15 protein-coding genes and 2 pseudogenes are annotated in these 22,027 nt (G+C 58.9%); 11 read left to right on the top strand and 6 right to left on the bottom strand.

Annotated features, from left to right (window positions below; all coding sequences use genetic code 11):
* Window positions 1-1,368 precede the first annotated feature (1,368 nt).
* The 8 genes from ltrA (at window position 1,369) to YA0848_RS01395 (ending at window position 12,698) form a co-directional block, all read left to right on the top strand.
* Window positions 1,369-3,072: a group II intron reverse transcriptase/maturase gene (ltrA, locus tag YA0848_RS01430; protein ID WP_057711249.1), complete on the top strand. Its 1,704-nt coding sequence runs from the start codon at window positions 1,369-1,371 to the stop codon at window positions 3,070-3,072.
* Between the two features lie 127 nt (window positions 3,073-3,199).
* Complete coding sequence (gene tig, locus YA0848_RS01425) at window positions 3,200-4,510, top strand: trigger factor (protein ID WP_034098856.1); 1,311 nt, start codon at window positions 3,200-3,202, stop codon at window positions 4,508-4,510.
* 91 nt (window positions 4,511-4,601) lie between these two features.
* Window positions 4,602-5,237, top strand: coding sequence for an ATP-dependent Clp endopeptidase proteolytic subunit ClpP (clpP, locus tag YA0848_RS01420; protein WP_034098854.1), 636 nt, complete (start codon window positions 4,602-4,604; stop codon window positions 5,235-5,237).
* 112 nt (window positions 5,238-5,349) lie between these two features.
* Window positions 5,350-6,633, top strand: coding sequence for an ATP-dependent Clp protease ATP-binding subunit ClpX (gene clpX / locus YA0848_RS01415; RefSeq protein WP_034114271.1), 1,284 nt, complete (start codon window positions 5,350-5,352; stop codon window positions 6,631-6,633).
* Window positions 6,634-6,794: 161 nt separating this feature from the next.
* Window positions 6,795-9,191 (top strand): endopeptidase La, encoded by a 2,397-nt coding sequence (gene lon / locus YA0848_RS01410; protein WP_034114270.1) that lies wholly within the window; start codon window positions 6,795-6,797, stop codon window positions 9,189-9,191.
* A 148-nt stretch (window positions 9,192-9,339) separates the two neighbouring features.
* On the top strand, window positions 9,340-9,612 hold the full coding sequence (locus tag YA0848_RS01405; protein WP_003174819.1) for an HU family DNA-binding protein: 273 nt from the start codon (window positions 9,340-9,342) through the stop codon (window positions 9,610-9,612).
* Between the two features lie 230 nt (window positions 9,613-9,842).
* On the top strand, window positions 9,843-11,717 hold the full coding sequence (locus tag YA0848_RS01400; protein ID WP_034098848.1) for a SurA N-terminal domain-containing protein: 1,875 nt from the start codon (window positions 9,843-9,845) through the stop codon (window positions 11,715-11,717).
* 168 nt (window positions 11,718-11,885) lie between these two features.
* On the top strand, window positions 11,886-12,698 hold the full coding sequence (locus YA0848_RS01395; RefSeq protein WP_034098847.1) for a DUF2242 domain-containing protein: 813 nt from the start codon (window positions 11,886-11,888) through the stop codon (window positions 12,696-12,698).
* Between the two features lie 313 nt (window positions 12,699-13,011).
* Here YA0848_RS01395 and YA0848_RS01390 read toward each other — a convergent pair whose 3' ends face one another.
* Complete coding sequence (locus YA0848_RS01390) at window positions 13,012-14,046, bottom strand: AraC family transcriptional regulator (RefSeq protein ID WP_040268775.1); 1,035 nt, start codon at window positions 14,044-14,046, stop codon at window positions 13,012-13,014.
* A gap of 4 nt (window positions 14,047-14,050) precedes the next feature.
* On the bottom strand, window positions 14,051-15,181 hold the full coding sequence (locus tag YA0848_RS01385; protein WP_040268774.1) for a carbon-nitrogen hydrolase family protein: 1,131 nt from the start codon (window positions 15,179-15,181) through the stop codon (window positions 14,051-14,053).
* A gap of 211 nt (window positions 15,182-15,392) precedes the next feature.
* Between YA0848_RS01385 and YA0848_RS01380 the strand changes: the two genes are divergently transcribed.
* On the top strand, window positions 15,393-17,432 hold the full coding sequence (locus YA0848_RS01380; RefSeq protein WP_034114262.1) for an NADPH-dependent 2,4-dienoyl-CoA reductase: 2,040 nt from the start codon (window positions 15,393-15,395) through the stop codon (window positions 17,430-17,432).
* Between the two features lie 57 nt (window positions 17,433-17,489).
* On the top strand, window positions 17,490-18,380 hold the full coding sequence (locus YA0848_RS01375) for a 1-aminocyclopropane-1-carboxylate deaminase/D-cysteine desulfhydrase (protein WP_034098840.1): 891 nt from the start codon (window positions 17,490-17,492) through the stop codon (window positions 18,378-18,380).
* Here YA0848_RS01375 and YA0848_RS01370 read toward each other — a convergent pair.
* The 4 genes and pseudogenes from YA0848_RS01370 to YA0848_RS01360 all read right to left on the bottom strand — a co-directional run bounded on the left by YA0848_RS01370 (window position 18,370) and on the right by YA0848_RS01360 (window position 20,995).
* Window positions 18,370-18,927 (bottom strand): cytochrome b, encoded by a 558-nt coding sequence (locus YA0848_RS01370; RefSeq protein WP_034098839.1) that lies wholly within the window; start codon window positions 18,925-18,927, stop codon window positions 18,370-18,372. The two genes, YA0848_RS01375 and YA0848_RS01370, sit on opposite strands and share 11 nt — an antisense overlap.
* 114 nt (window positions 18,928-19,041) lie before the next feature.
* Window positions 19,042-19,533 (bottom strand): annotated as a pseudogene (locus tag YA0848_RS35835) (HAD-IA family hydrolase); the annotation flags it as partial.
* A pseudogene (locus YA0848_RS35830) lies at window positions 19,461-19,868 on the bottom strand (HAD family hydrolase); the annotation flags it as partial. The pseudogenes YA0848_RS35830 and YA0848_RS35835, both read right to left, overlap by 73 nt.
* A complete protein-coding gene (locus YA0848_RS01360; protein ID WP_169903432.1) occupies window positions 19,865-20,995 on the bottom strand; it encodes a 2-aminoethylphosphonate--pyruvate transaminase in 1,131 nt (376 codons plus the stop codon). The pseudogene YA0848_RS35830 and the gene YA0848_RS01360, both read right to left, overlap by 4 nt.
* Before the next feature lie 110 nt (window positions 20,996-21,105).
* Here YA0848_RS01360 and YA0848_RS01355 point away from each other — a divergent pair, with 110 nt between their 5' ends.
* Window positions 21,106-21,963 carry a LysR substrate-binding domain-containing protein gene (locus YA0848_RS01355; RefSeq protein WP_047882689.1) on the top strand — a complete coding sequence of 286 codons (858 nt, stop codon included), beginning with the start codon at window positions 21,106-21,108 and terminating at the stop codon, window positions 21,961-21,963.
* Window positions 21,964-22,027 lie beyond the last annotated feature (64 nt).

Raw genomic sequence — 22,027 nt, 5'->3', positions numbered from 1 at the left:
CCCTTCGTCCACCCCATATTCGAAAGGCGCCAGATTTAACAGTCTGGCGCCTTTTTTGGTTTTGGCGGTTCGGATCGTGGGCGGCCGTAGCTACCGGGTCGCAGTGTCAGGGATGGAAGTGATGGCCTCTCCTATATATAGAAGAGGCGGCACAGAGCCCTGGCATGATTGGCTGTATTTGTCAGCGGGGCGAGGTGCAGCAGTGCTCTCGTGCCGATAAATTGCCGGCTGTTTGCGAGCATATTTCCAGTAGGGTGACTTCTTGAGTTTGACCCACTAGAATGCATGCCCTTGGTGCGACACGCGTGGCGTGTCTCCTAAACTTCGAGGTGTAGAGTCATCTTGAAGGGTTTTCGAAAGAGAGCCGAGAGCTTGGGTGCCCAATCCCAAGAAGCAAAACCCTCCCAGAAGTCCAATGCCTTCAAGGACTTGCCGCAGCGGCGGTGGCAAACCCAAGGTCGATTAGCGCTCGGAGGCTCGACCACAATACCGGATCTTACGGTATTGGAGCGCCTACTACACATCAGCCCTATTTAGGGCTAAACCCATGCGGGAGAGAATCCCCGCTGGGGTTCCCTCCTGCTTTTGAAACAGGAGGTAACAATTCTTTGAGCATGCTGCTTCGGCAGTCCCTGTTCACATCAAACCGGAGACATGAGCGAAAGCTCTGTCTGTCATTGTCCAACCATTGCCTGTCTGGAGTGGCAGCGGACTCGTTGTGCGACCAACGATAGCCTAGGAAGACATGCGTCACTGGTAACGGTGGGGTGTGAAGCTCTTCCAACAATGTAGCCCCCGTATGGGTGTGTCTTCGCCGTGAGGCGGAGCGCAGATGCTCGGAGCAGTACCGGGTTGAGGCGCTAGGCTGGCTGGTATGGGTAACACAAGTGAACTGCTAATAAACGTCGTCAGCATTACGGTGCCTAATCTGCTGATAGGCATTAACCAAAAAAGGTGATGCGACCGGTTGTTCTGGTCAAGGGTCGGAACACGTCGTCACATAAGGTCGCCGGCGAATAGGCAGACCCTAACCCAGTCGTGTGACGGGCAGGGAACGTGGTAAGCCCGTATAGCTGCCTTCGGGCAGGTGAGCCGCAAGGTGATCCGTTGGCTGTGCGGGTATGGGATCGCAGAGAAAGCGAACGTCGGGCTGTAATGGCTCGGATAGGGGCTGGAACATTGCTCCACGGGAAACCGGGCAGACTTCTGCGTGGTCTTTCGTCGCATGAACTCTGAGTGAACCTGTCTCAATAAACCTAGAGATCCAGCTGTAACGGATCTTCTATTAATCCAACCCTGGCGGGAGCGTCCATTCCCGTCAGGGGATGTGCGCGTCTTTCGCTTAGGGCAACTTGAGAGGAAGGCAGCATGTTAGAGCGTAGCCAGTTGGCCGTGTCTGCGCCTTCCGGCACTCCGCAACAATGGCATGACATCGATTGGTGGCGTGTTCAGCGGAATGTTCGGGCGATGCAGATACGGATTGCGAAGGCTTGTCGGGAAGGCAACTGGCGCAGGGTGAAAGCCTTGCAACGGATGCTGACCCGCTCACGCTCGGCCAGATACTTGGCCGTACGGCGAGTCACTGAAAATCAGGGTAAGCGCACGGCGGGAGTCGACCGCGTGCTCTGGGATACACCCAATGCCAAATGGAATGCGGCAAATGGGTTGAAGCGCCACGGTTATAAGCCACGGCCTTTACGGCGTGTGTTTATCCCGAAGTCAAATGGAAAGGAGCGCCCTTTGGGCATTCCGACCATGACGGACAGGGCAATGCAGGCGTTGTATTTGCTTGCTCTGGCGCCCATCGCAGAAACCACCGGTGATCCAAACAGCTACGGCTTTAGGGTCGAGCGATCTACGGCGGATGCAATGGGGCAATTGTTCGTGTGCCTATCCAAGAGGGTTTCGGCCCAATGGGTTTTGGAGGCGGACATCAAAGGCTGCTTTGACCATATCAATCATAATTGGCTTATCACCAACGTCCCAACGGATAAGGTGGTTCTCCGAAAATGGTTGAAAGCTGGCGTGATTCATAAAGGCCAGCTACAGGCAACGGATGCCGGCACGCCACAGGGCGGGATTATCTCGCCCAGCTTGGCGAATCTGGTACTGGATGGGCTGGAGTCACAACTTAAGCAACACCTGGGTGTGACAAAGGCCAAGAAGCTGAAAATCAATGTGGTGCGTTATGCGGATGACTTTGTGATAACTGGAACCTCGAGAGAGGTTCTGGAAACTGAAGTCAGACCTTGGGTAGAGCAGTTCCTCGCGGTACGGGGGCTGCAGCTGTCACTCGAGAAGACGCGTGTCGTCCATATAAAGGAAGGCTTTGACTTTCTAGGTTGGAATTTCCGCAAGTACGATGGGAAGCTTTTGATCAAGCCAAGCAAGAAAAACGTGAAAGCGTTCTATAGCAAGGTAAGGGAGGTCATCAGTACCAACAAAACGGTAAGGCAGGAGGATCTGATCCGACAGCTGAATCCGATACTGCGAGGCTGGGCGTTCTATCACCAGCCTGTGGTAGCCAAGAAAGCGTATAGCCGCATGGATTACATGATCTTTCTGGCTCTATGGCGTTGGGCAAAACGGCGACACCCTAAGAAAACACTCCAGTGGATAGGAGCGAAGTACTTCAAACCCATGAAGGGGCGGAAAGGGGTGTTTGCTACCGCGACGATGAATGACAAGGGAGAGATGCAAACGATCGAGTTGTACTCGCTAGCGAGCACTCCGATTGAGCGACACAAGAAGGTAAGTGGGGAGTACAACCCCTTCGATCCTTCTATGGAGAAAATGGGTGAGAAAAGGCGTATGGAACAGATGCTCAAAAGGCTGGCGTACCGTAAGCAAATCTTGAACCTTTTCCAGAGTCAGAAAGGATTGTGTCCGATGTGTAAGTTGCCGATTACGAAGGAGACGGGGTGGCATGATCACCACATTCTGTACCGCACAAAAGGCGGTGGAGACTCCCTAAATAACCGGGTACTATTGCACCCCCTTTGTCACCAGCGGCTACACGCTCGCGGATTGACAGTGAACAAACCGGCTCCCCTTACCGGGGGTTTTGATTAGGCCCGAGCCGTATGCGGGGAAACTCGCACGTACGGTTCTTAGGGGGAGGTGGGTCAGTAATGGCCCATCTCTACCCGACATTGGGGTCGGAAATGGCCGGCTAACGTCTGTGCAACGAGGAATATCCATGCAAGTTTCTGTTGAAAATACTACTGCTCTCGAGCGCCGCCTGAGCATCACCGTGCCGGCAGAGCGTATCGAGACTGCGGTCAACAAGCGTCTGCAGCAGACTGCCCAGAAGGCCAAGATCGCTGGTTTCCGTCCAGGCAAAGTGCCGATGAGCGAAATCAAGCGTCGTTTTGGTGCCGATGCGCGTCAGGAAGCTGTTGGTGACGTCATTCAGGCTTCTTTCTACGAAGCCGTTGTCGAGCAAAAGCTGAACCCAGCCGGCTCGCCTTCGATCGAGCCTAAGTCCCTGGAAGCAGGCAAGGACCTGGAATACGTAGCCGTATTCGAAGTGTTCCCTGAATTCGAAGTTGCCGGCTTCGAGGGTATCGCTATCGAGCGCCTGAGCGCTGAAGTGGCTGATTCCGATCTCGACAACATGCTGGAAATCCTGCGCAAGCAGAACACCCGTTTTGAAGTGGTCGAGCGTGCCGCCCAGAACGAAGACCAACTGAACATCGATTTCGTTGGCAAGGTTGACGGCGAAGTATTCGCTGGCGGTTCTGCCAAGGGCACTCAACTGGTGTTGGGTTCCAACCGCATGATCCCTGGTTTCGAAGATGGCCTGGTTGGCGCTAAAGCCGGCGAAGAGCGCGTTTTGAGCCTGACCTTCCCGGCTGACTATCAGAACCTGGACCTGGCCGGTAAAACCGCCGAGTTCACCGTGACCGTTAACAGCGTTTCCGAGCCTAAGCTGCCAGAGCTGAATGAAGAGTTCTTCGCTCAGTTCGGTATTAAAGAAACCGGCATCGAAGGTTTCCGCGCCGAAGTTCGCAAGAATATGGAGCGTGAGCTGCGCCAGGCCATCAAGTCCAAGGTGAAGAACCAGGTCATGGACGGTCTGCTGGCCGCCAACCCGATCGAAGTACCTAAGGCTCTGCTGTCCAATGAAGTGGATCGCCTGCGCGTTCAAGCCGTTCAGCAGTTTGGTGGCAACATCAAGCCTGATCAACTGCCTGCCGAGCTGTTCGAAGAGCAAGCCAAGCGTCGCGTAGTGCTGGGTTTGATCGTGGCTGAAGTGGTCAAGCAATTCGACCTCAAGCCTGACGAAGATCGCGTTCGTGAAATGATCCAGGAGATGGCTTCGGCCTACCAGGAGCCTGAGCAGGTCGTGGCTTGGTACTACAAGAACGACCAGCAGCTGAACGAAGTACGTTCGGTTGTGCTTGAAGAACAAGTTGTGGATACTGTTCTGCAGAAGGCTAAGGTGACCGATAAAGCGGTCTCTTACGAAGAAGCAGTCAAACCGGCGGAAGCAGCACAAGCCGACTGATTGTCCAACTCGTTGGAAATACAACCATAAGCCAGCCTCGCGCTGGCTTATGCGTTTTCAAGACATGACTATTTGGGAGTAACTGCAGAGCATGTTCCGTAATTCCTATATTCAGCAGAACTCTGATATCCAGGCCGCCGGCGGCCTGGTCCCGATGGTTGTCGAGCAGTCCGCTCGTGGCGAACGCGCCTACGACATCTACTCGCGCCTGCTCAAGGAGCGAGTGATCTTTCTGGTTGGTCCGGTAGAGGACTACATGGCCAACCTGATTTGCGCGCAACTGCTGTTCCTTGAAGCGGAAAACCCGGACAAGGACATCCATCTTTACATTAACTCGCCGGGTGGTTCGGTGACTGCGGGCATGTCGATCTACGACACCATGCAGTTCATCAAGCCAAACGTGTCGACCACTTGTATCGGCCAGGCGTGCAGCATGGGCGCATTCCTGCTGACTGCGGGTGCTCCGGGCAAGCGTTTCTGTCTGCCGAACTCCCGCGTAATGATTCACCAGCCATTGGGTGGTTTCCAAGGTCAGGCGTCGGATATCGAGATCCACGCCAAGGAAATCCTCTTCATCCGCGAGCGTTTGAATACGCTGATGGCCAAGCACAGTGGTCGCACGCTGGAAGAAATCGAGCGTGATACCAACCGTGACAATTTCATGAGTGCGGAAATGGCGCGTGAATACGGGTTGATCGACGCAGTGATTGACCACCGCCCCGCATAATATAAGCCGCTCAAAATAAGGTGGGTCGGCGTAGCCGATCATCGGCGGGCTTGAAAAAGCCCGCATAAGCCTTCATCTTGTGTTGCAAGCCTATCGGATTTGGATCGAACGAATGACTGACACCCGCAACGGCGAGGACAACGGCAAGCTGCTCTATTGCTCCTTCTGTGGCAAAAGCCAGCATGAAGTACGCAAATTGATTGCCGGCCCCTCGGTCTTTATCTGCGACGAGTGCGTCGACCTGTGCAATGACATCATCCGCGAGGAGGTGCAGGAAGCCCAGGCCGAAAGCAGCGCGCATAAATTGCCTTCGCCCAAAGAAATCAGCGGCATTCTTGACCAGTATGTGATCGGTCAAGAGCGTGCCAAGAAGATTCTGGCCGTAGCGGTGTACAACCACTACAAGCGCTTGAATCAGCGTGACAAGAAAGGTGAAGAGGTCGAACTCGGCAAGAGCAACATCTTGCTGATCGGTCCTACAGGTTCGGGTAAGACCCTGCTTGCGGAGACCCTCGCTCGCCTGCTGAACGTTCCCTTCACCATCGCTGACGCGACCACCCTCACCGAGGCTGGCTACGTGGGCGAGGACGTCGAGAACATCATTCAGAAATTGCTGCAAAAATGTGATTACGATGTAGAGAAGGCCCAGATGGGTATTGTCTACATTGACGAAATCGACAAGATTTCGCGCAAATCCGATAACCCGTCCATTACTCGAGACGTGTCCGGCGAGGGTGTGCAGCAAGCGCTGTTGAAACTGATTGAAGGCACGGTTGCATCCGTACCGCCGCAAGGTGGCCGCAAGCACCCGCAGCAGGAATTCCTTCAGGTTGATACGCGTAATATTCTGTTCATCTGTGGCGGTGCGTTCTCCGGTCTGGAAAAGGTTATTCAAAACCGCTCCACCCGTGGCGGCATCGGTTTCAGTGCGGAAGTGCGCAGCAAGGAAGAAGGTAAGAAAGTGGGCGAGTCCCTGCGTGAAGTCGAGCCTGACGATTTGGTCAAGTTCGGTCTGATCCCGGAATTCGTCGGCCGTCTGCCGGTCCTGGCTACGTTGGATGAGCTGGATGAGACTGCTCTGATTCAGATCCTCACCGAGCCGAAAAACGCCCTGACCAAGCAATACGCCAAGCTTTTCGAAATGGAAGGAGTAGACCTCGAGTTCCGTACCGATGCGCTCAAATCTGTAGCGAAGCGGGCACTGGAGCGTAAGACCGGTGCGCGCGGTTTGCGCTCGATCCTCGAAGGTGTGTTGCTCGACACCATGTATGAAATCCCCTCGCAGTCCGAGGTGAGTAAAGTGGTGATCGACGAAAGCGTTATAGAAGGTAAGTCCAAGCCACTGTATATCTATGAAAACAGTGAGCCGGCTGCCAAGGCTGCGCCAGACGCGTAAGCGTTTCGCGGTTTCGGTACAGACAAAGGGGCCTCCAGGGGCCCCTTTGTTTTTTTGTAGGTTTTTACTGCGTTTAACTGCCGGCAATAAGCTTGTTTTTTTTGCATGCAGCCCCCATCTTGGCTTCATGCTTACTTTTGAACTGTCATAGAGGCGAAATCATGAAGACCACCATCGAATTGCCTCTCCTGCCGTTGCGTGATGTTGTCGTCTATCCGCACATGGTTATCCCGCTGTTCGTGGGGCGCGAGAAGTCTATCGAAGCCCTCGAGGCCGCGATGACGGGCGACAAGCAGATCCTGCTGTTGGCCCAGAAAAATCCAGCTGATGATGATCCAGGCGAAGACGCCCTGTACCGGGTCGGCACTGTTGCTACTGTTCTGCAATTGCTCAAACTGCCGGACGGCACCGTCAAGGTGCTGGTGGAAGGCGAGCAACGCGGCGCGGTGGAACGCTTCATGGAGGTGGATGGCCACCTACGTGCCGAGGTGGCGTTGATCGATGAGATCGAGGCCCCGGAGCGCGAGTCTGAAGTGTTCGTACGCAGTCTGCTCTCGCAATTCGAGCAGTATGTACAGTTGGGCAAGAAAGTCCCGGCTGAAGTCCTATCTTCTCTTAATAGCATTGATGAACCCAGCCGCCTGGTCGATACCATGGCTGCCCATATGGCGCTGAAGATCGAGCAGAAGCAGGACATCCTCGAAATCATCGACCTGCCGGCTCGCGTCGAACATGTGCTGGCGTTGTTGGATGCTGAAATCGACCTGCTGCAGGTTGAAAAGCGCATTCGTGGCCGCGTTAAAAAGCAGATGGAGCGCAGCCAGCGTGAGTACTACCTGAATGAGCAGATGAAGGCCATTCAGAAAGAGCTCGGCGACAGCGAGGAAGGCCACAACGAAATCGAAGAGCTGAAAAAGCGCATCGATGCCGCGGGTCTACCTAAAGATGCTTTGACTAAAGCCACCGCCGAGCTGAACAAGCTCAAGCAAATGTCGCCGATGTCGGCCGAAGCCACCGTGGTGCGCTCCTATATCGACTGGCTGGTGCAGGTGCCGTGGAAGGCTCAGACCAAGGTGCGCCTGGACCTGGCCCGCGCCGAAGACATTCTCGACGCCGACCACTACGGCCTTGAAGAGGTTAAGGAGCGCATCCTTGAATACCTCGCCGTACAGAAGCGCGTGAAGAAAATCCGCGGGCCGGTGCTGTGTCTGGTTGGGCCGCCTGGCGTGGGCAAGACCTCTCTGGCCGAATCCATCGCCAATGCCACCAACCGTAAATTCGTCCGCATGGCCCTGGGTGGCGTGCGGGATGAAGCGGAAATTCGTGGCCATCGCCGCACCTATATCGGTTCGATGCCAGGAAGATTGATTCAAAAGATGACCAAAGTCGGCGTGCGCAATCCGCTGTTCTTGCTCGATGAAATCGACAAGATGGGCAGCGACATGCGTGGCGATCCGGCCTCGGCCTTGCTCGAGGTTCTCGATCCTGAGCAAAACCACAATTTCAACGACCATTACCTCGAAGTCGATTACGACTTATCCGACGTCATGTTCCTGTGCACCTCCAACTCCATGAATATTCCGCCAGCGCTGCTGGATCGGATGGAGGTGATTCGTCTGCCGGGTTACACCGAAGACGAGAAGATCAACATCGCGGTCAAGTACCTCGCGCCAAAGCAGACATCGGCCAATGGCCTGAAGAAGGGCGAGATTGAGTTCGAGGTCGAAGCGATTCGCGACATCGTGCGTTACTACACCCGCGAGGCCGGTGTGCGGGGGCTTGAGCGCCAGATCGCGAAGATCTGCCGCAAGGCGGTCAAAGAGCATGCTCTGGAAAAACGCTTCGCGGTGAAGGTCACGTCCGACTCCCTGGAGCACTTCCTGGGCGTGCGCAAATTCCGTTACGGGCTGGCTGAACAGCAGGATCAGGTCGGGCAGGTGACGGGTTTGGCGTGGACTCAGGTGGGTGGTGAGCTGCTGACCATTGAAGCTGCCGTGATCCCTGGCAAGGGCCAGTTGATCAAGACCGGTTCCCTGGGGGATGTGATGGTCGAGTCCATCACCGCCGCGCAGACCGTGGTGCGCAGCCGCGCTCGGAGCCTCGGGATCCCCTTGGACTTCCACGAGAAGCACGACACCCATATCCATATGCCGGAAGGGGCAACCCCGAAGGATGGTCCAAGCGCCGGCGTGGGCATGTGCACCGCGCTGGTGTCGGCATTGACCGGTATTCCGGTACGCGCTGATGTAGCCATGACCGGGGAAATTACTCTGCGTGGTCAAGTATTGGCCATTGGTGGTCTGAAAGAGAAATTGCTTGCCGCGCACCGGGGTGGAATCAAGACCGTGATCATTCCTGAAGAGAATGTTCGCGACTTGAAGGAAATTCCTGACAATATCAAGCAAGATCTTCAGATTAAACCCGTTAAATGGATTGACGAGGTCCTGCAAATTGCGCTGCAATACGCGCCGGAGCCCTTGCCGGATGTGGCCCCGGAGATAGTTGCTAAGGACGAAAAACGAGAGTCTGATTCCAAGGAAAGAATTAGCACGCATTAATGCGAATAAGCCTGGAGGCTTCCTTGACAGCTTTTTAGAGCCCTTGTTATAAAGCGGCTCTTAAGTGTCTGTAGGCCATTCAGCACTGGTTTTTGCTTTCACCAAAAAACTTAGAATCATACTCAATAGATATATAAGGGGACTTAGAGTGAACAAGTCGGAACTGATTGATGCTATCGCTGCATCCGCTGATATCCCGAAAGCTGCTGCTGGCCGTGCGCTGGATGCAGTAATCGAATCCGTCACTGGCGCTCTTAAGGCCGGCGACTCCGTGGTACTGGTAGGCTTCGGTACTTTCTCTGTGACTGACCGCCCAGCTCGCACTGGCCGCAACCCACAGACTGGCAAAGCACTGCAAATCGCTGCTGCCAAGAAACCAGGTTTCAAAGCCGGTAAAGCCCTGAAAGAAGCCGTCAACTAAGTTTCGATCAAGCCTTACCTACCCGGGTCAGACGCAGGTCTGGCCTGGCAGCGGAGCGGCAGCTGACCCACGTATCCATTGGGTCGCCACGCCGGGGGTGTGGGTTCAAACCCCCGTCCGCTCCGCCAGTTACGAGAAGGCGCATCCTCGGATGCGCCTTTCTTCTATCCGGACTCTACCCACGCTCCACGGTTGCCAATTTTTGAAGTTCAACCGTTTCTGGGGGACGCATGCTGCAAAATATCAGGGACAATTCACAAGGCTGGATTGCCAAGACCATTATCGGGATCATCGTCGCATTGATGGCGTTCACCGGTATCGAAGCGATTTTCCAGGCTTCGACCAACACCAAGCAGGACGTGGCCAAGGTCAACGGTGAAACCATCACCCAGACCGAACTGAGCCAGGCCGTCGACATGCAACGGCGCCAGCTGATGCAACAGCTGGGCAAAGATTTCGATGCTTCGCTGCTGGACGAAAAACTGCTGCGCGAGGCGGCCCTCAAGGGCCTTATCGATCGCAAGCTGCTGCTGCAAGGTGCCGCCGATTCCAAGTTTGGCTTCTCTGAAGCCGCGCTGGATCAGGTGATCCTGCAGACACCGGAATTCCAGGTGGATGGCAAATTCAGTCCAGAACGATTTGATCAGGTGATTCGTCAGCTGGGCTATACCCGTTTGCAATTCCGTCAGATGCTGACGCAAGAAATGCTTATCGGCCAGGTTCGCGCAGGTATTGCCGGCAGTGGTTTCGTTACCGACGCCGAGGTGCTGGCTTTTGCCCGTCTGGAGAAACAGACCCGCGATTTCGCCACCGTCAACATCAAGGCCAATCCTGCAGCGGTGAAGCTGACCGACGAGGAGGTCAAGGCCTACTACGATCAGCACGCCAAAGAGTTCATGACCCCTGACCAAGTGGTCATTGATTACCTTGAGTTGAAGAAGTCGTCCTTCTTTGATCAGGTCAACGTCAAGGACGACGAGCTGCAGGCGGCTTATCAAAAGGAAATCGCCAACCTCGCTGAACAGCGTCGTGCCGCGCATATCCTGATTGAAGTCAACGACAAGGTCACCGACGCTCAGGCGAAAGCGAAGATCGAAGAAATCCAGGCACGCCTGGCCAAAGGTGAGAAGTTCGAAGCCTTGGCCAAGGAGTTCTCCCAGGACCCTGGTTCGGCCAGCAACGGCGGCGACCTCGGTTTCGCCGGCCCTGGCGTTTACGATCCGGATTTCGAAACCGCCCTGTACGCTTTGAACAAAGACCAGGTCTCGGTACCGGTGCGCACCACCTTTGGCTGGCACTTGATCAAGCTGCTGGGGGTTGAAGCACCTGAAGTGCCGACTTTCGCCAGCTTGAAGGACAAGCTGACCCGCGAGCTAAAGACTCAGCAGGTCGAGCAGCGTTTCGTCGAAGCCACCAAGCAGTTGGAGGATGCGGCATTCGAAGCGTCCGACCTGGCTCAGCCGGCGTCTGACCTCAAGCTCACTGTGCACACCTCGGCGCCATTTGGCCGTGACGGCGGTGAAGGGGTCGCGGCTAACAGGGCAGTGGTGACCGCCGCATTCAGCCCGGAAGTGCTGGATGAAGGCGCTAACAGTAGCGCCATCGAGCTGGACCCTGAAACCATCATCGTGCTGCGTGCCAAGGAGCACCGCAAACCAGCGCAATTGCCGCTGGAGAGCGTTGCCACGGCAATCCGTGCACAGATGACCAAGGAGCGCGCCAGCGCGGCGGCCAAGACCCATGCCGACGAGCTGATTGCCAGTCTGCGTGATGGCAAGACCCCGCTGAACCAGCCGATTGACGGTCAGGCGTGGAAAGTTACCGAAGCGGCTACCCGTGGCCAGGAAGGGATTGATCCTGCCGTGCTGCAAGCCTTGTTCCGCATGCCAAAACCTGCGTCCAAGGACAAGCCGACCTTCACCACCGTGACCCTGGCCGATGGTAGCCTGATGATCGTGCGGTTGAACGGTGTCAACGAAGCCGCCGCTCCATCGGACGAAGAAAAGGCGCAGTACCGCCGCTTCCTCGCTTCCCGTGTCGGTCAACAGGACTTCGCGGCTTACCGTAAACAGTTGGAAACCAAGGCTGACATCAAGAAATATTGATGCCGGCTTGAACAAGAAGCCCCCGGCCTGAAAAGTCCGGGGGCTTTTTCGTGGGCGTTCGTTCAGGGGGGCGTAGTCAACCTGTGACGTTTTACCGACAGGAATACGCGCGCCAGTCCCTCGTTCTGTTGCACAATACCGCCCAGATCGTTTTCCTCAGGATTATCAATGTCGACATCATTTCACTTGCGCAGCCTCGGGTTGGCGTTGGTGTTGGCGGGCGCCGCGGGCTGCTCGTCACCCAAGACCGCTATTTATGAACATGAGAACTTCGACGATTCCGGCACCTTTTCCCGGGACTACCCGGTCAGCGATGTGGCGGCGTGCGAAGCCGCACGGCGTGCGTTGCTGAGCCAGGGCTACATCATCACCAGCAGCGACCCAAAACTGGTGGTGGGCAATAAGAGCTTCCAGCAGAGTGGCGAAACCCATTTGCAGATCAGTTTCAACGTGGTGTGTGCCGACGACGGCAAAGGCAAGAAACATTCAACGATGTTTGCCAACGCCTTGCAGGACCGCTACGCGCTGAAGAAGGTCAACAACTCGGCGAGCCTGGGAGTGGGGGTGCTGGGTTCGGTGTCGATGCCGATCGGCTCCACCGATGACTCAATGGTCAAGGTCGCCAGTGAAACGGTGTCCGCGCCCAAGTTCTATGAGCGCTACTTTGCGCTGGTGGACGTGTTCCTGCCCCAGGAAGTGAAGAAGGCCGAGCATATTCCGGAGAAGCCGAAGGCTGAACTGGGGGTGCCGGAGCCTAAAACCGAACCGGCCGCCGAGAAAGTCGAGGCTCCCAAGGATCAGCCTGCTGTGCCTGCCGCCTCGCAACCGCTCGCTCCACCGGCAGAACCCGCGCCGATTGCGCCTCAGGCGGCGCCCGAAGCAGCCCCCGCGCCAGAACCTACGCCTGCTCCCGCGCCGACCAATCCCGACCTGCCCGCGCCGACAGAAGCCATTCCCCCGCTGCCTACGCCTGCACAGTAATCAACACGCTACGGGATCGACGCTGATCCCGTAGCGGCGAGTGCCTCCACTGCCTCCCTGGGCTAAATCGCCGACCTGCTGCTACGTTTAATCCTCAAGTGCAGAAACGTCATGGCGCTGACTTTTTTTCGTCATCACGGCACTTTAGGCTGAGTATTCGGGTCATTTGCTAAGGCCGCTCTACACCGGCTTTTCTCATCCAAAACAGGGAGCACACCATGGACGATTATCAAGAAGAGCTGTTGGAGTATCAGGCGTTTGAACTGGACCCTTTGGATCCGGCCGACGATGCCACCGAGCTGTAACACCGACCTCAGGCGGAATGCCGCTGACTGCGGCGAAACTCCCCTGGGGTCTGGTTGTTCCATCGCCTAAACGCGCGTTGAAAGGCCTGGGCTGAGGCAAAGCCGAGCAAGTAGGCAATTTCGCCGAAGGCCAGTTCCGTATCGCGGATATAGGTCATGGCCAGGTCGCGGCGGGTGTCATTGAGAATCGCGCGAAACTGGGTGCCTTCTTCCGTCAGTTTGCGTCGCAGGGTCCAGGTCGGCAGCTTCAAGCGTGCCGCCACTTCTTCCAGGTCGGGTTCCCGACCGCCATTGAGCATCGGCCCGAGCAAACGGGTAATGCGCTCGCTCAGGCTGCGAGTGCGCGTCAACTGCTCCAACTCCCGTTCGCACAATTGCAGCAACAGGTGCCAGGTACTTGGGCAATGTTGCGGGTTGCGCAAGGCCAGGGTGGCTTGGCTCAGACGCAGTTGGTTAAGGTCAGCACCGAAATGCACAGGGCTATCGCCCAGCAGGCTATAGCGTTCGCTGTAGTCGGGGGCTTGAAATTCGATCTCGATCCGCTGGGCCTGCACCGGTTGCTGGGCCAGGCTGGACAATTGATGCAGCCAGCCAGCGATGATCGAGTCGACCACAAAGCGGTTGTAGGCGTTATATGGGCTGATGGAGTAGAAACGCAGCCAAGCGCCTTGGGCGTCCTCGTGAAAGCTCGATTGCCCCCGGTAGTTGGAGCCGTACAGCGGTTCAAAGCGCGTCAGCGTGCGTGCGGCCTCGCGCACGGTGGGTGCTTGAGCGGCGGTGACACCGGCGAGTCCAGCCTGGCTCAGACGGCTGAGCTGGCCCATGCGCAGGCCCAGGGCAGGGTCGCCAGTGAGCTGTATGGCGGCGTGGCCCAGACGCATATAGCGGGGTATAGATAAGCGCGCGCCGGCTTCGGCCAACCGCGCCGGGTCGAGGCCGTATTGCAGCAGCAGGGGTTGCGGGTCCAGGCCATGGCTGTGCACCGCGTCGGCCAAGGTGTGCACGAAGCCCACCGACAAGTCCCCCAGGCGCACTGGTTTCACGGCGTTACAGCCAGATATTCAGCATGCGCGCGCCACGGGCGTCGCCATCGGCGCTGATCTGCCCGTTGCTGCTGAGAAAGCTGTGCCCTGCAGTGCCCAGGTCCCAGAACTGCCCGCGTAGAAACACGCTCATGCCGGCGCTGGCCTGGCTGACGGGTTGCTGGCTGATCAACGTGAGTCGACGCCAAGCCTCGCCCTCACTGAGTTCCTCGGGCTTGAGGCTGACTTCCGGCGGCGTGGAAACGCTCTTGAAGCCGCGCCATGGCCGGTCCCAGGTGTCACGGCCTGTGACCAGCGCCGGTACGGCGATCAGATGGGCACCGTTTTCGTTGAGCTTGCGGTAGTTATCCGGGTACCAGCTGTCGCTGCCCACTAACACGCCCAATCGACCGGCTGGCGTATCCACCACGCTAACCACGTTTTCATCGCCGGGCTGGATAAATTCGCGCTCGTCGTAGATCGGGTAGAGCTGGCGCTGGGGATCGCCGATGGGCAAGCCGTCCGCAGCGAATACCACGCTGGCGTTGTACAGGGCGCCGTGGCCGATCTGCAGTTGCCGTTGGCTGATGCTCGGGTTGGGCAGGGCGATGGAGCCGGCCACCAGGGTCACGCCGAACTCTTTGGCCAGCCCGCCGAACAGTACCTGATAGTCGCGAGCCATGGCGGGCGCTTTCATGCGTAGATAGGCGTCGTCCATGCGGTCGGCTCCGGTGGCGCTGATCCAGGCGCGCACGAACTGCACCGGGTTGCTGATCGACAGCCAGTTCATCGCCTCCTTGAGGTGCAGCGCTTGATAGACCTCGTTCTTTTCGCCGGTGAGCATCAGCCAGGTGCCGATGTGTTCGGGCAGCACCACAATGGTCTTGTCGTTGATCAGGCCTTGGTCGCGGGCGTTTTGCAGATACGCGGCGAGTTTCAGGTGCAGGCGTTCCAGGCTCTGGTAGTCGGCGGGAAACAGCTCAGGCTGGATGCCTAGCAGGTTGCCTCGGTCGGCTGGTACGCCTTCGTTGACGGCCAGGGTGATGCGTAGGTCCGACAGGTAATGCGCCACAGGGCGCTCCTGGGTCCAGACCAGATACGCGGTGACGGCGGCAACCAGGGCCAGGGTAACGGTGAACGCTAGAAGTTTACGCATGGGCAACAGACAACAGACCGGGTGCTGGGTTCGGCGTCTAGGGTAGGGCCCATGCCTTGGCTTGCCAAGGGGCGCTGTACATTTGGATCAATAACTTGTCAGTTTCAGTCATTGAGCAGTCGGTAACCGCCTCTTAGTCTGTGGGGCATAAACCGATGGTTGGCCATTCGAGCCGGCCACGTCCCGTGATGACCTGCCGTGGAGCTGTACCATGACCGCCGTTGCTTACCCGCACCTGCTGGCCCCGTTGGACCTGGGCTTTACCACTTTGCGCAACCGTACCCTGATGGGGTCGATGCACACCGGCCTGGAAGAAAAACCCGGCGGTTTCGAGCGCATGGCCGCCTATTTCGCCGAGCGCGCTCGGGGTGGCGTGGGTTTGATGGTCACTGGCGGTATTGGCCCCAACGATGAGGGTGGTGTGTACGCCGGCGCGGCCAAGTTGACCACCGAGGAAGAAGCCCAGAAGCACAAAATCGTGACCCAAGCGGTGCATGCGGCGGGCGGTAAGATCTGCATGCAGATCCTCCACGCCGGGCGGTATGCCTACAGCCCCAAGCAAGTGGCACCGAGCGCGATCCAGGCGCCGATCAACCCGTTCAAGCCCAAGGAGTTGGACGAGGAAGGCATCGAAAAACAGATCCAGGATTTCGTCACTTGCTCGCGGCTGGCTCAGGTCGCCGAGTACGACGGCGTAGAAATCATGGGCTCTGAAGGCTACTTCATTAACCAGTTCCTCGCCGCGCACACCAACCACCGCACCGACCGTTGGGGCGGCAGCTACGAGAACCGCATGCGCCTGGCCGTTGAAATCGTGCGTCGTGTGCGCGAAGCGGTGGGGCCGAATTTCATTATTATCTTCCGCCTGTCGATGCTCGACCTGGTGGAAGGTGGCAGCACCTGGGAAGAAATCGTGCAACTGGCCAAGGCCATCGAGCAGGCCGGTGCGACCATCATCAACACCGGTATCGGCTGGCACGAAGCACGCATCCCGACCATTGCCACTAAAGTGCCGCGTGGCGCGTTCAGCAAAGTCACCGCCAAGTTGCGCGGTGCGGTACAGATCCCGCTGATCACCACCAACCGCATCAATACCCCGGAGATTGCCGAGCGCATCCTCGCCGAAGGCGATGCCGACATGGTGTCGATGGCGCGGCCGTTCCTTGCCGACCCCGAGTTCGTCAACAAGGCGGCCGCCGGGCGTGCCGATGAGATCAACACCTGCATCGGCTGCAACCAGGCGTGCCTGGATCACACCTTCGGCGGCAAGCTAACCACCTGCCTGGTCAACCCCCGTGCGTGCTACGAAACCGAGCTTAACTACCTGCCGGTCAAACAGATCAAGAAAATTGCCGTGGTCGGTGCCGGCCCCGCCGGTCTGGCGGCGGCGACGGTGGCCGCCGAGCGTGGGCACCAAGTGACCCTGTTCGATGCCGCCAGCGAGATCGGCGGTCAGTTCAATATCGCCAAACGCGTACCGGGCAAAGAAGAATTCTTCGAAACCCTGCGCTACTTCAAACGCAAATTGCAGACCACCCATGTCGAGGTGTGCCTCAATACCCGCGTGGACGTGGCGCAACTGGCGGCCGGCGGCTATGACGAAATCATCCTGGCCACCGGCATTGCGCCGCGCACCCCGGCCATCCCAGGGATCGACAACCCCAAGGTGCTGAGCTACCTGGACGTGATCCTCGAACGCCAGCCGGTCGGCCAGCGCGTGGCGGTGATCGGCGCCGGCGGCATTGGCTTCGACGTATCGGAGTTCCTGGTGCATCAGGGCGTGTCCACCAGCCTGGACCGTGAGGCGTTCTGGAAGGAATGGGGCATCGACACCCAACTGCAGGCCCGTGGCGGTGTGGCCGGTATCAAGCCCCAGCCCCATGCGCCGGCGCGAGAAGTGTTCCTGCTGCAACGCAAGGCTTCCAAGGTCGGCGATGGCCTGGGCAAGACCACTGGTTGGATCCACCGCACCGGCTTGAAGAACAAGCAGGTGCAGATGCTTAACAGCGTCGAGTACCTGAAGATCGATGACCAAGGCCTGCATATCCGTATCGGCGCCGAGGGCGAGCCGCAGTTGCTGGCGGTGGACAACATCGTCATCTGCGCCGGTCAGGACCCGCTGCGCGACTTGCAGGACGGCCTGGTCGCCGCCGGGCAGAACGTGCACCTGATCGGCGGCGCAGACGTGGCGGCCGAGCTGGACGCCAAGCGCGCGATCAACCAAGGTTCGCGCCTCGCCGCCGAGCTGTAAGGCCCTGAGCGGGGCGGTGCTAGACTACCGCCCCGTTTGCCAGGCAGATCCACCCCCATGGGCCCCTTCGATTGGCTTCCCATCGCTCCCCTTGAACCATTGCACCTCGATTGGCTGAACGGCATCGAGCTGGCTGTGCTGCGCCTGGACCGTATAGACCCCCTGATCAGCGGCAACAAGTGGTTCAAACTCACCGAGCATTTGAGGCAGGCAGAACAGGCCGGTGCCCGTGGCATCATCAGCCTGGGCGGGGCTTACTCCAACCATTTGCATGCCTTGGCGGCAGCGGGTGAGCGCTTTGGTTTCGCCACTGTCGGCCTGTTGCGCGGCCATCCTCAAGACACCCCCACCGTCCTCGACCTGAAAGCCTTTGGCATGCACCTGCATTGGCTGGGCTACGCCGGCTATCGCGCGCGCCACGGGGCGGACTTCTGGCTGCCGTGGCGTGAGCAATACCCGCAGTTGTATCCGGTGCCCGAAGGCGGCGGCGGGCTTGCCGGTGCGCTGGGTTGCGCGGTGCTGGTGGAACAGGTCCGTGGGCAATTGAGCAAGCTGGGTTGGAACGCTTACGACGCTTGGTGGCTGGCCGCCGGCACGGGGACGACCCTGGCAGGTTTGGCCCTGGCGGAAGCGGGCGCGCACCCGGTGTACGGTGCGATGGCGGTGCCGGATGATCACGGCGTGGCCCAGAATGTGGGGGCGATTGTGGCGGGTGGCTACGAATTGCTGGAGGCCAGCCGCGGTGGGTTCGCCAAGGTCGACGCGGCATTGCTCGACTTTATGCAAACCACCGAACGCGCCACTGGCCTGCCGCTGGAGCCGCTCTATACCGGCAAGGCGCTGTTGGCGTTAAAGCAGCAGATCGAGGCCGGGCGGTTCTCGCCCGGCACGCGTCTGATCTTTGTGCACACCGGTGGCTTGCAGGGCCGTCGCGGGTTCACAGGTTAGCGCGCTTACCCGGCATCATCCGCAGCGCGGTGTTATCGCGAATCACATAGTGGTGCACGATTCCCGCCAGCGCATGCAGGCCGATCAGCCAGTAGCCGATTTTGCCGAACAGCACATGCCAACCTTCGATCTCTTTGGCCAACGCCTTGTTTTCAGCGATCAGCGGTGGCAGCTCAAGACCATAGAACATCACTGAATGCCCTTCGGCGCTGACGATCAGCCAACCGGCAATCGGCATGCCGATCATCAAGGCGTACAGCGCCCAGTGCATCAGTGTGGCCAGCAGGCTCTGCCATGGCGGCGGGGTGGGGATGATCTTTGGCGCGACCCCCAGGCTCCGGGCGAACAGGCGCAGCCACACCAGCACGAACACGGTAAGGCCGAACATAAAGTGCATTTCCACGATCAACGTGCGTGCGCCGCTGCCCTTGGGGAACTGCCCGCGTAGCTCAATGCAGGCGTAAACCACCGCCAGCAGCACCACCATCAACCAGTGCAGCGCAATCGACATGGTGCTGTAGCGCGTATCGGAATTTTTCCACGGCATCGCTGGGATCCTCATCGGTCAGGGCATGCCTTCGTTCTTTTGTGACGAAGTATTTCTACTGTAAGCCTGTTTCCAACGATTTGCCCGCTGCGATGGCCGTTGTTTTGACCTCAATCAGTGGCTTTGCGGTATTTCGCCGCGGGCCAGGCGTTGGTTGATGTCGGCGATGACCGCCGGCAGGTCGGTAATGGTGTCGATCAAGTAGTGGGGCCGCGAGCCTTCGAACATCGCTTCGATTCGCCTGCGTTCGCTGGCCAGCGTGGCGGCGTCGAGGGCGCGAAATTGCGCATAGGTCAGCCCCAGCGCATTGCCGGAGCAGGTCAGCGCCACGGTCCACATGCCGGCGCGGCGGCCTTCGAGGATGCCCGGTACGGTGTCGTCGACTTTTACGCACGCCGCCACGTCGTCAATGCCCAGGGCGATCACATTCGCCAGAGCCTGGGCGGGCCATGGACGGCCATTGGGTACTTCGTCAGTGCGACCACATGGTCGGCGACGTAGCCGTTGCGCGCGGCCAGGGCGACCACTTTGTCCATCACCTGCTTGGGGTAGCCGGAGCAAGAGCCGATCTTGATGTTCTGGGCACGCAATGTGGCGATGGTGTCGAGCGCGCCGGGGATCAGCGCCGAATGCTCGGCGATCTTCTCGATCTGCAGGGGCATAAAGCGCTTGTAAATGGCCGTCACGTCGTCATCGGAGGGCGTGCGCCCGAATGCCTGGCGGTAGCGCTCGGCCACCTGCGGCTGATTGCACAGGGTGCGGATATGGTCCCACTTGCCCATGCCCATCGGGCCCCGGGCTTCGTCGATGGACACCTGCACGCCGAACTCGGCGAAGGCCTCGACAAAAATCTGCGTGGGCGCGAAGGAACCGAAGTCGACCACGGTGCCGGCCCAATCCAGGATCGCGGCCTGGAGCTTGGTCGGGTTTTGATAGTTCATGCGGGTACTCCAGACGCAGAGAGAAGAGGGATGTCCATGGCGCGCAATACCTGGGCGATGGCGGTTACGGCGGCGCGCATGTCGGTAGCGTCGACATGGCCGATGCAGCCGACGCGAAAGGTTTCCACCTGGGTCAATTTGCCGGGGTAAAGGATGAAACCCTTGGCCTTGACCCGTTCGTAGAAGTCCTTGAACTGGTAGCGCGGGTGTTGCGGGGCGTGGAAGGTGACGATGATCGGTGCTTGGATCGCCGCCGGTAGAAAGCTGCGCAGGCCCAGTTCGGCCATGCCCTCAAGCAGCGTCTGACAATTGTGCGCGTAGCGCTGATGGCGCGCGGGCAGACCGCCTTCTTCGTGGTATTGCAGCAGCGCTTCGTGCAGGGCCGCCACCACATGGGTGGGCGGGGTGAAGCGCCATTGGCCGGTTTCGGCCATGTAACGGTGCTGCTCGAAAAGGTCCATCGCCAGGGAGTGGCAGTTGCCTTGAGCAGTGGCCAGCGCCTGTTTATCGACAAAGACAAAACCCATGCCCGGCACGCCTTCCAGGCACTTGCCTGAGGCCGCTATCAGCGCGTCGAACGGCACTTCGCGGGCATCGATCGGCAGCGCACCGAAGGAACTCATGGCGTCGACGATCAAGCGCTTGCCGTGGCTTTTTACCACCTGGGCGATGGCCGGCAGCGGGTTGAGAATGCCGGTGCTGGTTTCGCAATGGATCAGCGCGACATGGCTAATCGACGGATCGGCGTGCAGCAGGCGGTCCACATCGGCGGCGGTGGTGGGTTCGTCCTCTGCGGTTGCAAAGGTGCTGAATGCACGGCCGAGCACTTCGCATATCTTCGCCAGGCGTTTGCCGTAGGCGCCGTTGACCAGCACCAGCACCTTGCCATCCCGTGGCACCAAAGTGCCGATTGCTGCCTCGACGGCGAAGGTGCCGCTGCCCTGCAAGGGCACGCAGTGGTGGCTGTCGGCGCCATGAATGATTGCCAGCAACTGCGCGCGGACGCTGGCGGTGAGTTGGTTGAAGCGCTCATCCCAGGAACCCCAGTCCACCAGCATGGCCTGGCGGGTGCGGGCAGACGTGGTCAGGGGGCCTGGGGTCAACAGCATCGGCGCGGTAAGGAGCATCGTGGGTTCTCTTCAGCGTTGGGTTGAATCTACGGCGCTTACGTTGCGGTTTAGCGTGATATCAATCAAATTGTTTGTTTTTATGCGAGCTATCAGCGAGGCCGATAAGTATGAACCTGTTTCAACTGCGTGCATTCGATGCCGTGGCCCGCGAGGGCAGCTTTACCCGTGCGGCGGCGCGGCTGTTTATCAGCCAGCCAGCGGTGACCGGGCATATCAAGGCCCTGGAGGAGCACTATCAGATTCCGCTGTTGCGCCGCACGGCGCGGCGGGTCGAGTTGACAGAGGAGGGCGCGCGGCTGGCGGCGATCACCCGGGCGATCTTCGGTCTGGTGGACGAGGCCCAGGCCCTGCTCGAAGCCAATCGCCAGTTACTCAGCGGGCGCCTGGAAGTGGCGGCGGACGGTCCGCACCTGGTCATGCCGATGATTGCCAGCCTGCGCGCGCGGTACCCGGGCATCACCGTCAACCTGCGGCTGGGCAATGCTCAGGAGACCTTGGCCGCGCTGTTGGCCGAGCATGCCGATGTGGCGGTGCTGACCGAGGTGGAACCCCGCCCTGGCATGCATTTACAGCCCTTGGGCGAATCGCATATCTGCGCCTTGGTCCCGTCCAACCACCCGTGGACGGAACTGCCCAACGGCATCGAGCTGAAGCAACTCGATGAGGTGATCATGGTGCTGCGCGAGCCCAGTTCGATCACCCGCCGCACCTTTGATGCCGCCTGCCAAGCCGCCGCTGTGCAGCCCAAGGTGCTGCTGGAACTGGATAGCCGTGAGGCGGTGACCGAGGCGGTCGCCGCGCAATTGGGCGTCGGCGTGGTGTCGTCGATGGAGGTCAGCCAGGACCCGCGGGTGCGGGCGGTGCCGATCCGCGGCGCGGGGTTACTGAACCGGCACAGTCTCGGCTGCATGGAGCGACGCCGTTCCCTGCGCCTGATCCAAGCGTTTTTCGAGCTGGCGCCGTGACGGTTTTTTGGTGGAACGATGCGTTCTCGCGCTATAAACTCTGCCCCCAAAGCGCCGGCCAGTA

The organism is Pseudomonas sp. S4_EA_1b (assembly GCF_016307435.1).
Lineage (GTDB): Bacteria > Pseudomonadota > Gammaproteobacteria > Pseudomonadales > Pseudomonadaceae > Aquipseudomonas > Aquipseudomonas rhodesiae.
This window is presented reverse-complemented; position numbering and strand designations above follow the sequence as displayed.

Excerpts from the sequence above, each read along its gene's own strand:
- ltrA (WP_057711249.1), top strand. The coding sequence starts at position 1,369 with ATGTTAGAGCGTAGCCAGTTGGCCGTGTCTGCGCCTTCCGGCACTCCG.
- tig (WP_034098856.1), top strand. The coding sequence starts at position 3,200 with ATGCAAGTTTCTGTTGAAAATACTACTGCTCTCGAGCGCCGCCTGAGC.
- clpP (WP_034098854.1), top strand. The coding sequence starts at position 4,602 with ATGTTCCGTAATTCCTATATTCAGCAGAACTCTGATATCCAGGCCGCC.
- clpX (WP_034114271.1), top strand. The coding sequence starts at position 5,350 with ATGACTGACACCCGCAACGGCGAGGACAACGGCAAGCTGCTCTATTGC.
- lon (WP_034114270.1), top strand. The coding sequence starts at position 6,795 with ATGAAGACCACCATCGAATTGCCTCTCCTGCCGTTGCGTGATGTTGTC.
- YA0848_RS01400 (WP_034098848.1), top strand. The coding sequence starts at position 9,843 with ATGCTGCAAAATATCAGGGACAATTCACAAGGCTGGATTGCCAAGACC.
- YA0848_RS01395 (WP_034098847.1), top strand. The coding sequence starts at position 11,886 with ATGTCGACATCATTTCACTTGCGCAGCCTCGGGTTGGCGTTGGTGTTG.
- YA0848_RS01385 (WP_040268774.1), bottom strand. The coding sequence starts at position 15,181 with ATGCGTAAACTTCTAGCGTTCACCGTTACCCTGGCCCTGGTTGCCGCC.
- YA0848_RS01380 (WP_034114262.1), top strand. The coding sequence starts at position 15,393 with ATGACCGCCGTTGCTTACCCGCACCTGCTGGCCCCGTTGGACCTGGGC.
- YA0848_RS01375 (WP_034098840.1), top strand. The coding sequence starts at position 17,490 with ATGGGCCCCTTCGATTGGCTTCCCATCGCTCCCCTTGAACCATTGCAC.
- YA0848_RS01370 (WP_034098839.1), bottom strand. The coding sequence starts at position 18,927 with ATGCCGTGGAAAAATTCCGATACGCGCTACAGCACCATGTCGATTGCG.
- YA0848_RS01360 (WP_169903432.1), bottom strand. The coding sequence starts at position 20,995 with ATGCTCCTTACCGCGCCGATGCTGTTGACCCCAGGCCCCCTGACCACG.
- YA0848_RS01355 (WP_047882689.1), top strand. The coding sequence starts at position 21,106 with ATGAACCTGTTTCAACTGCGTGCATTCGATGCCGTGGCCCGCGAGGGC.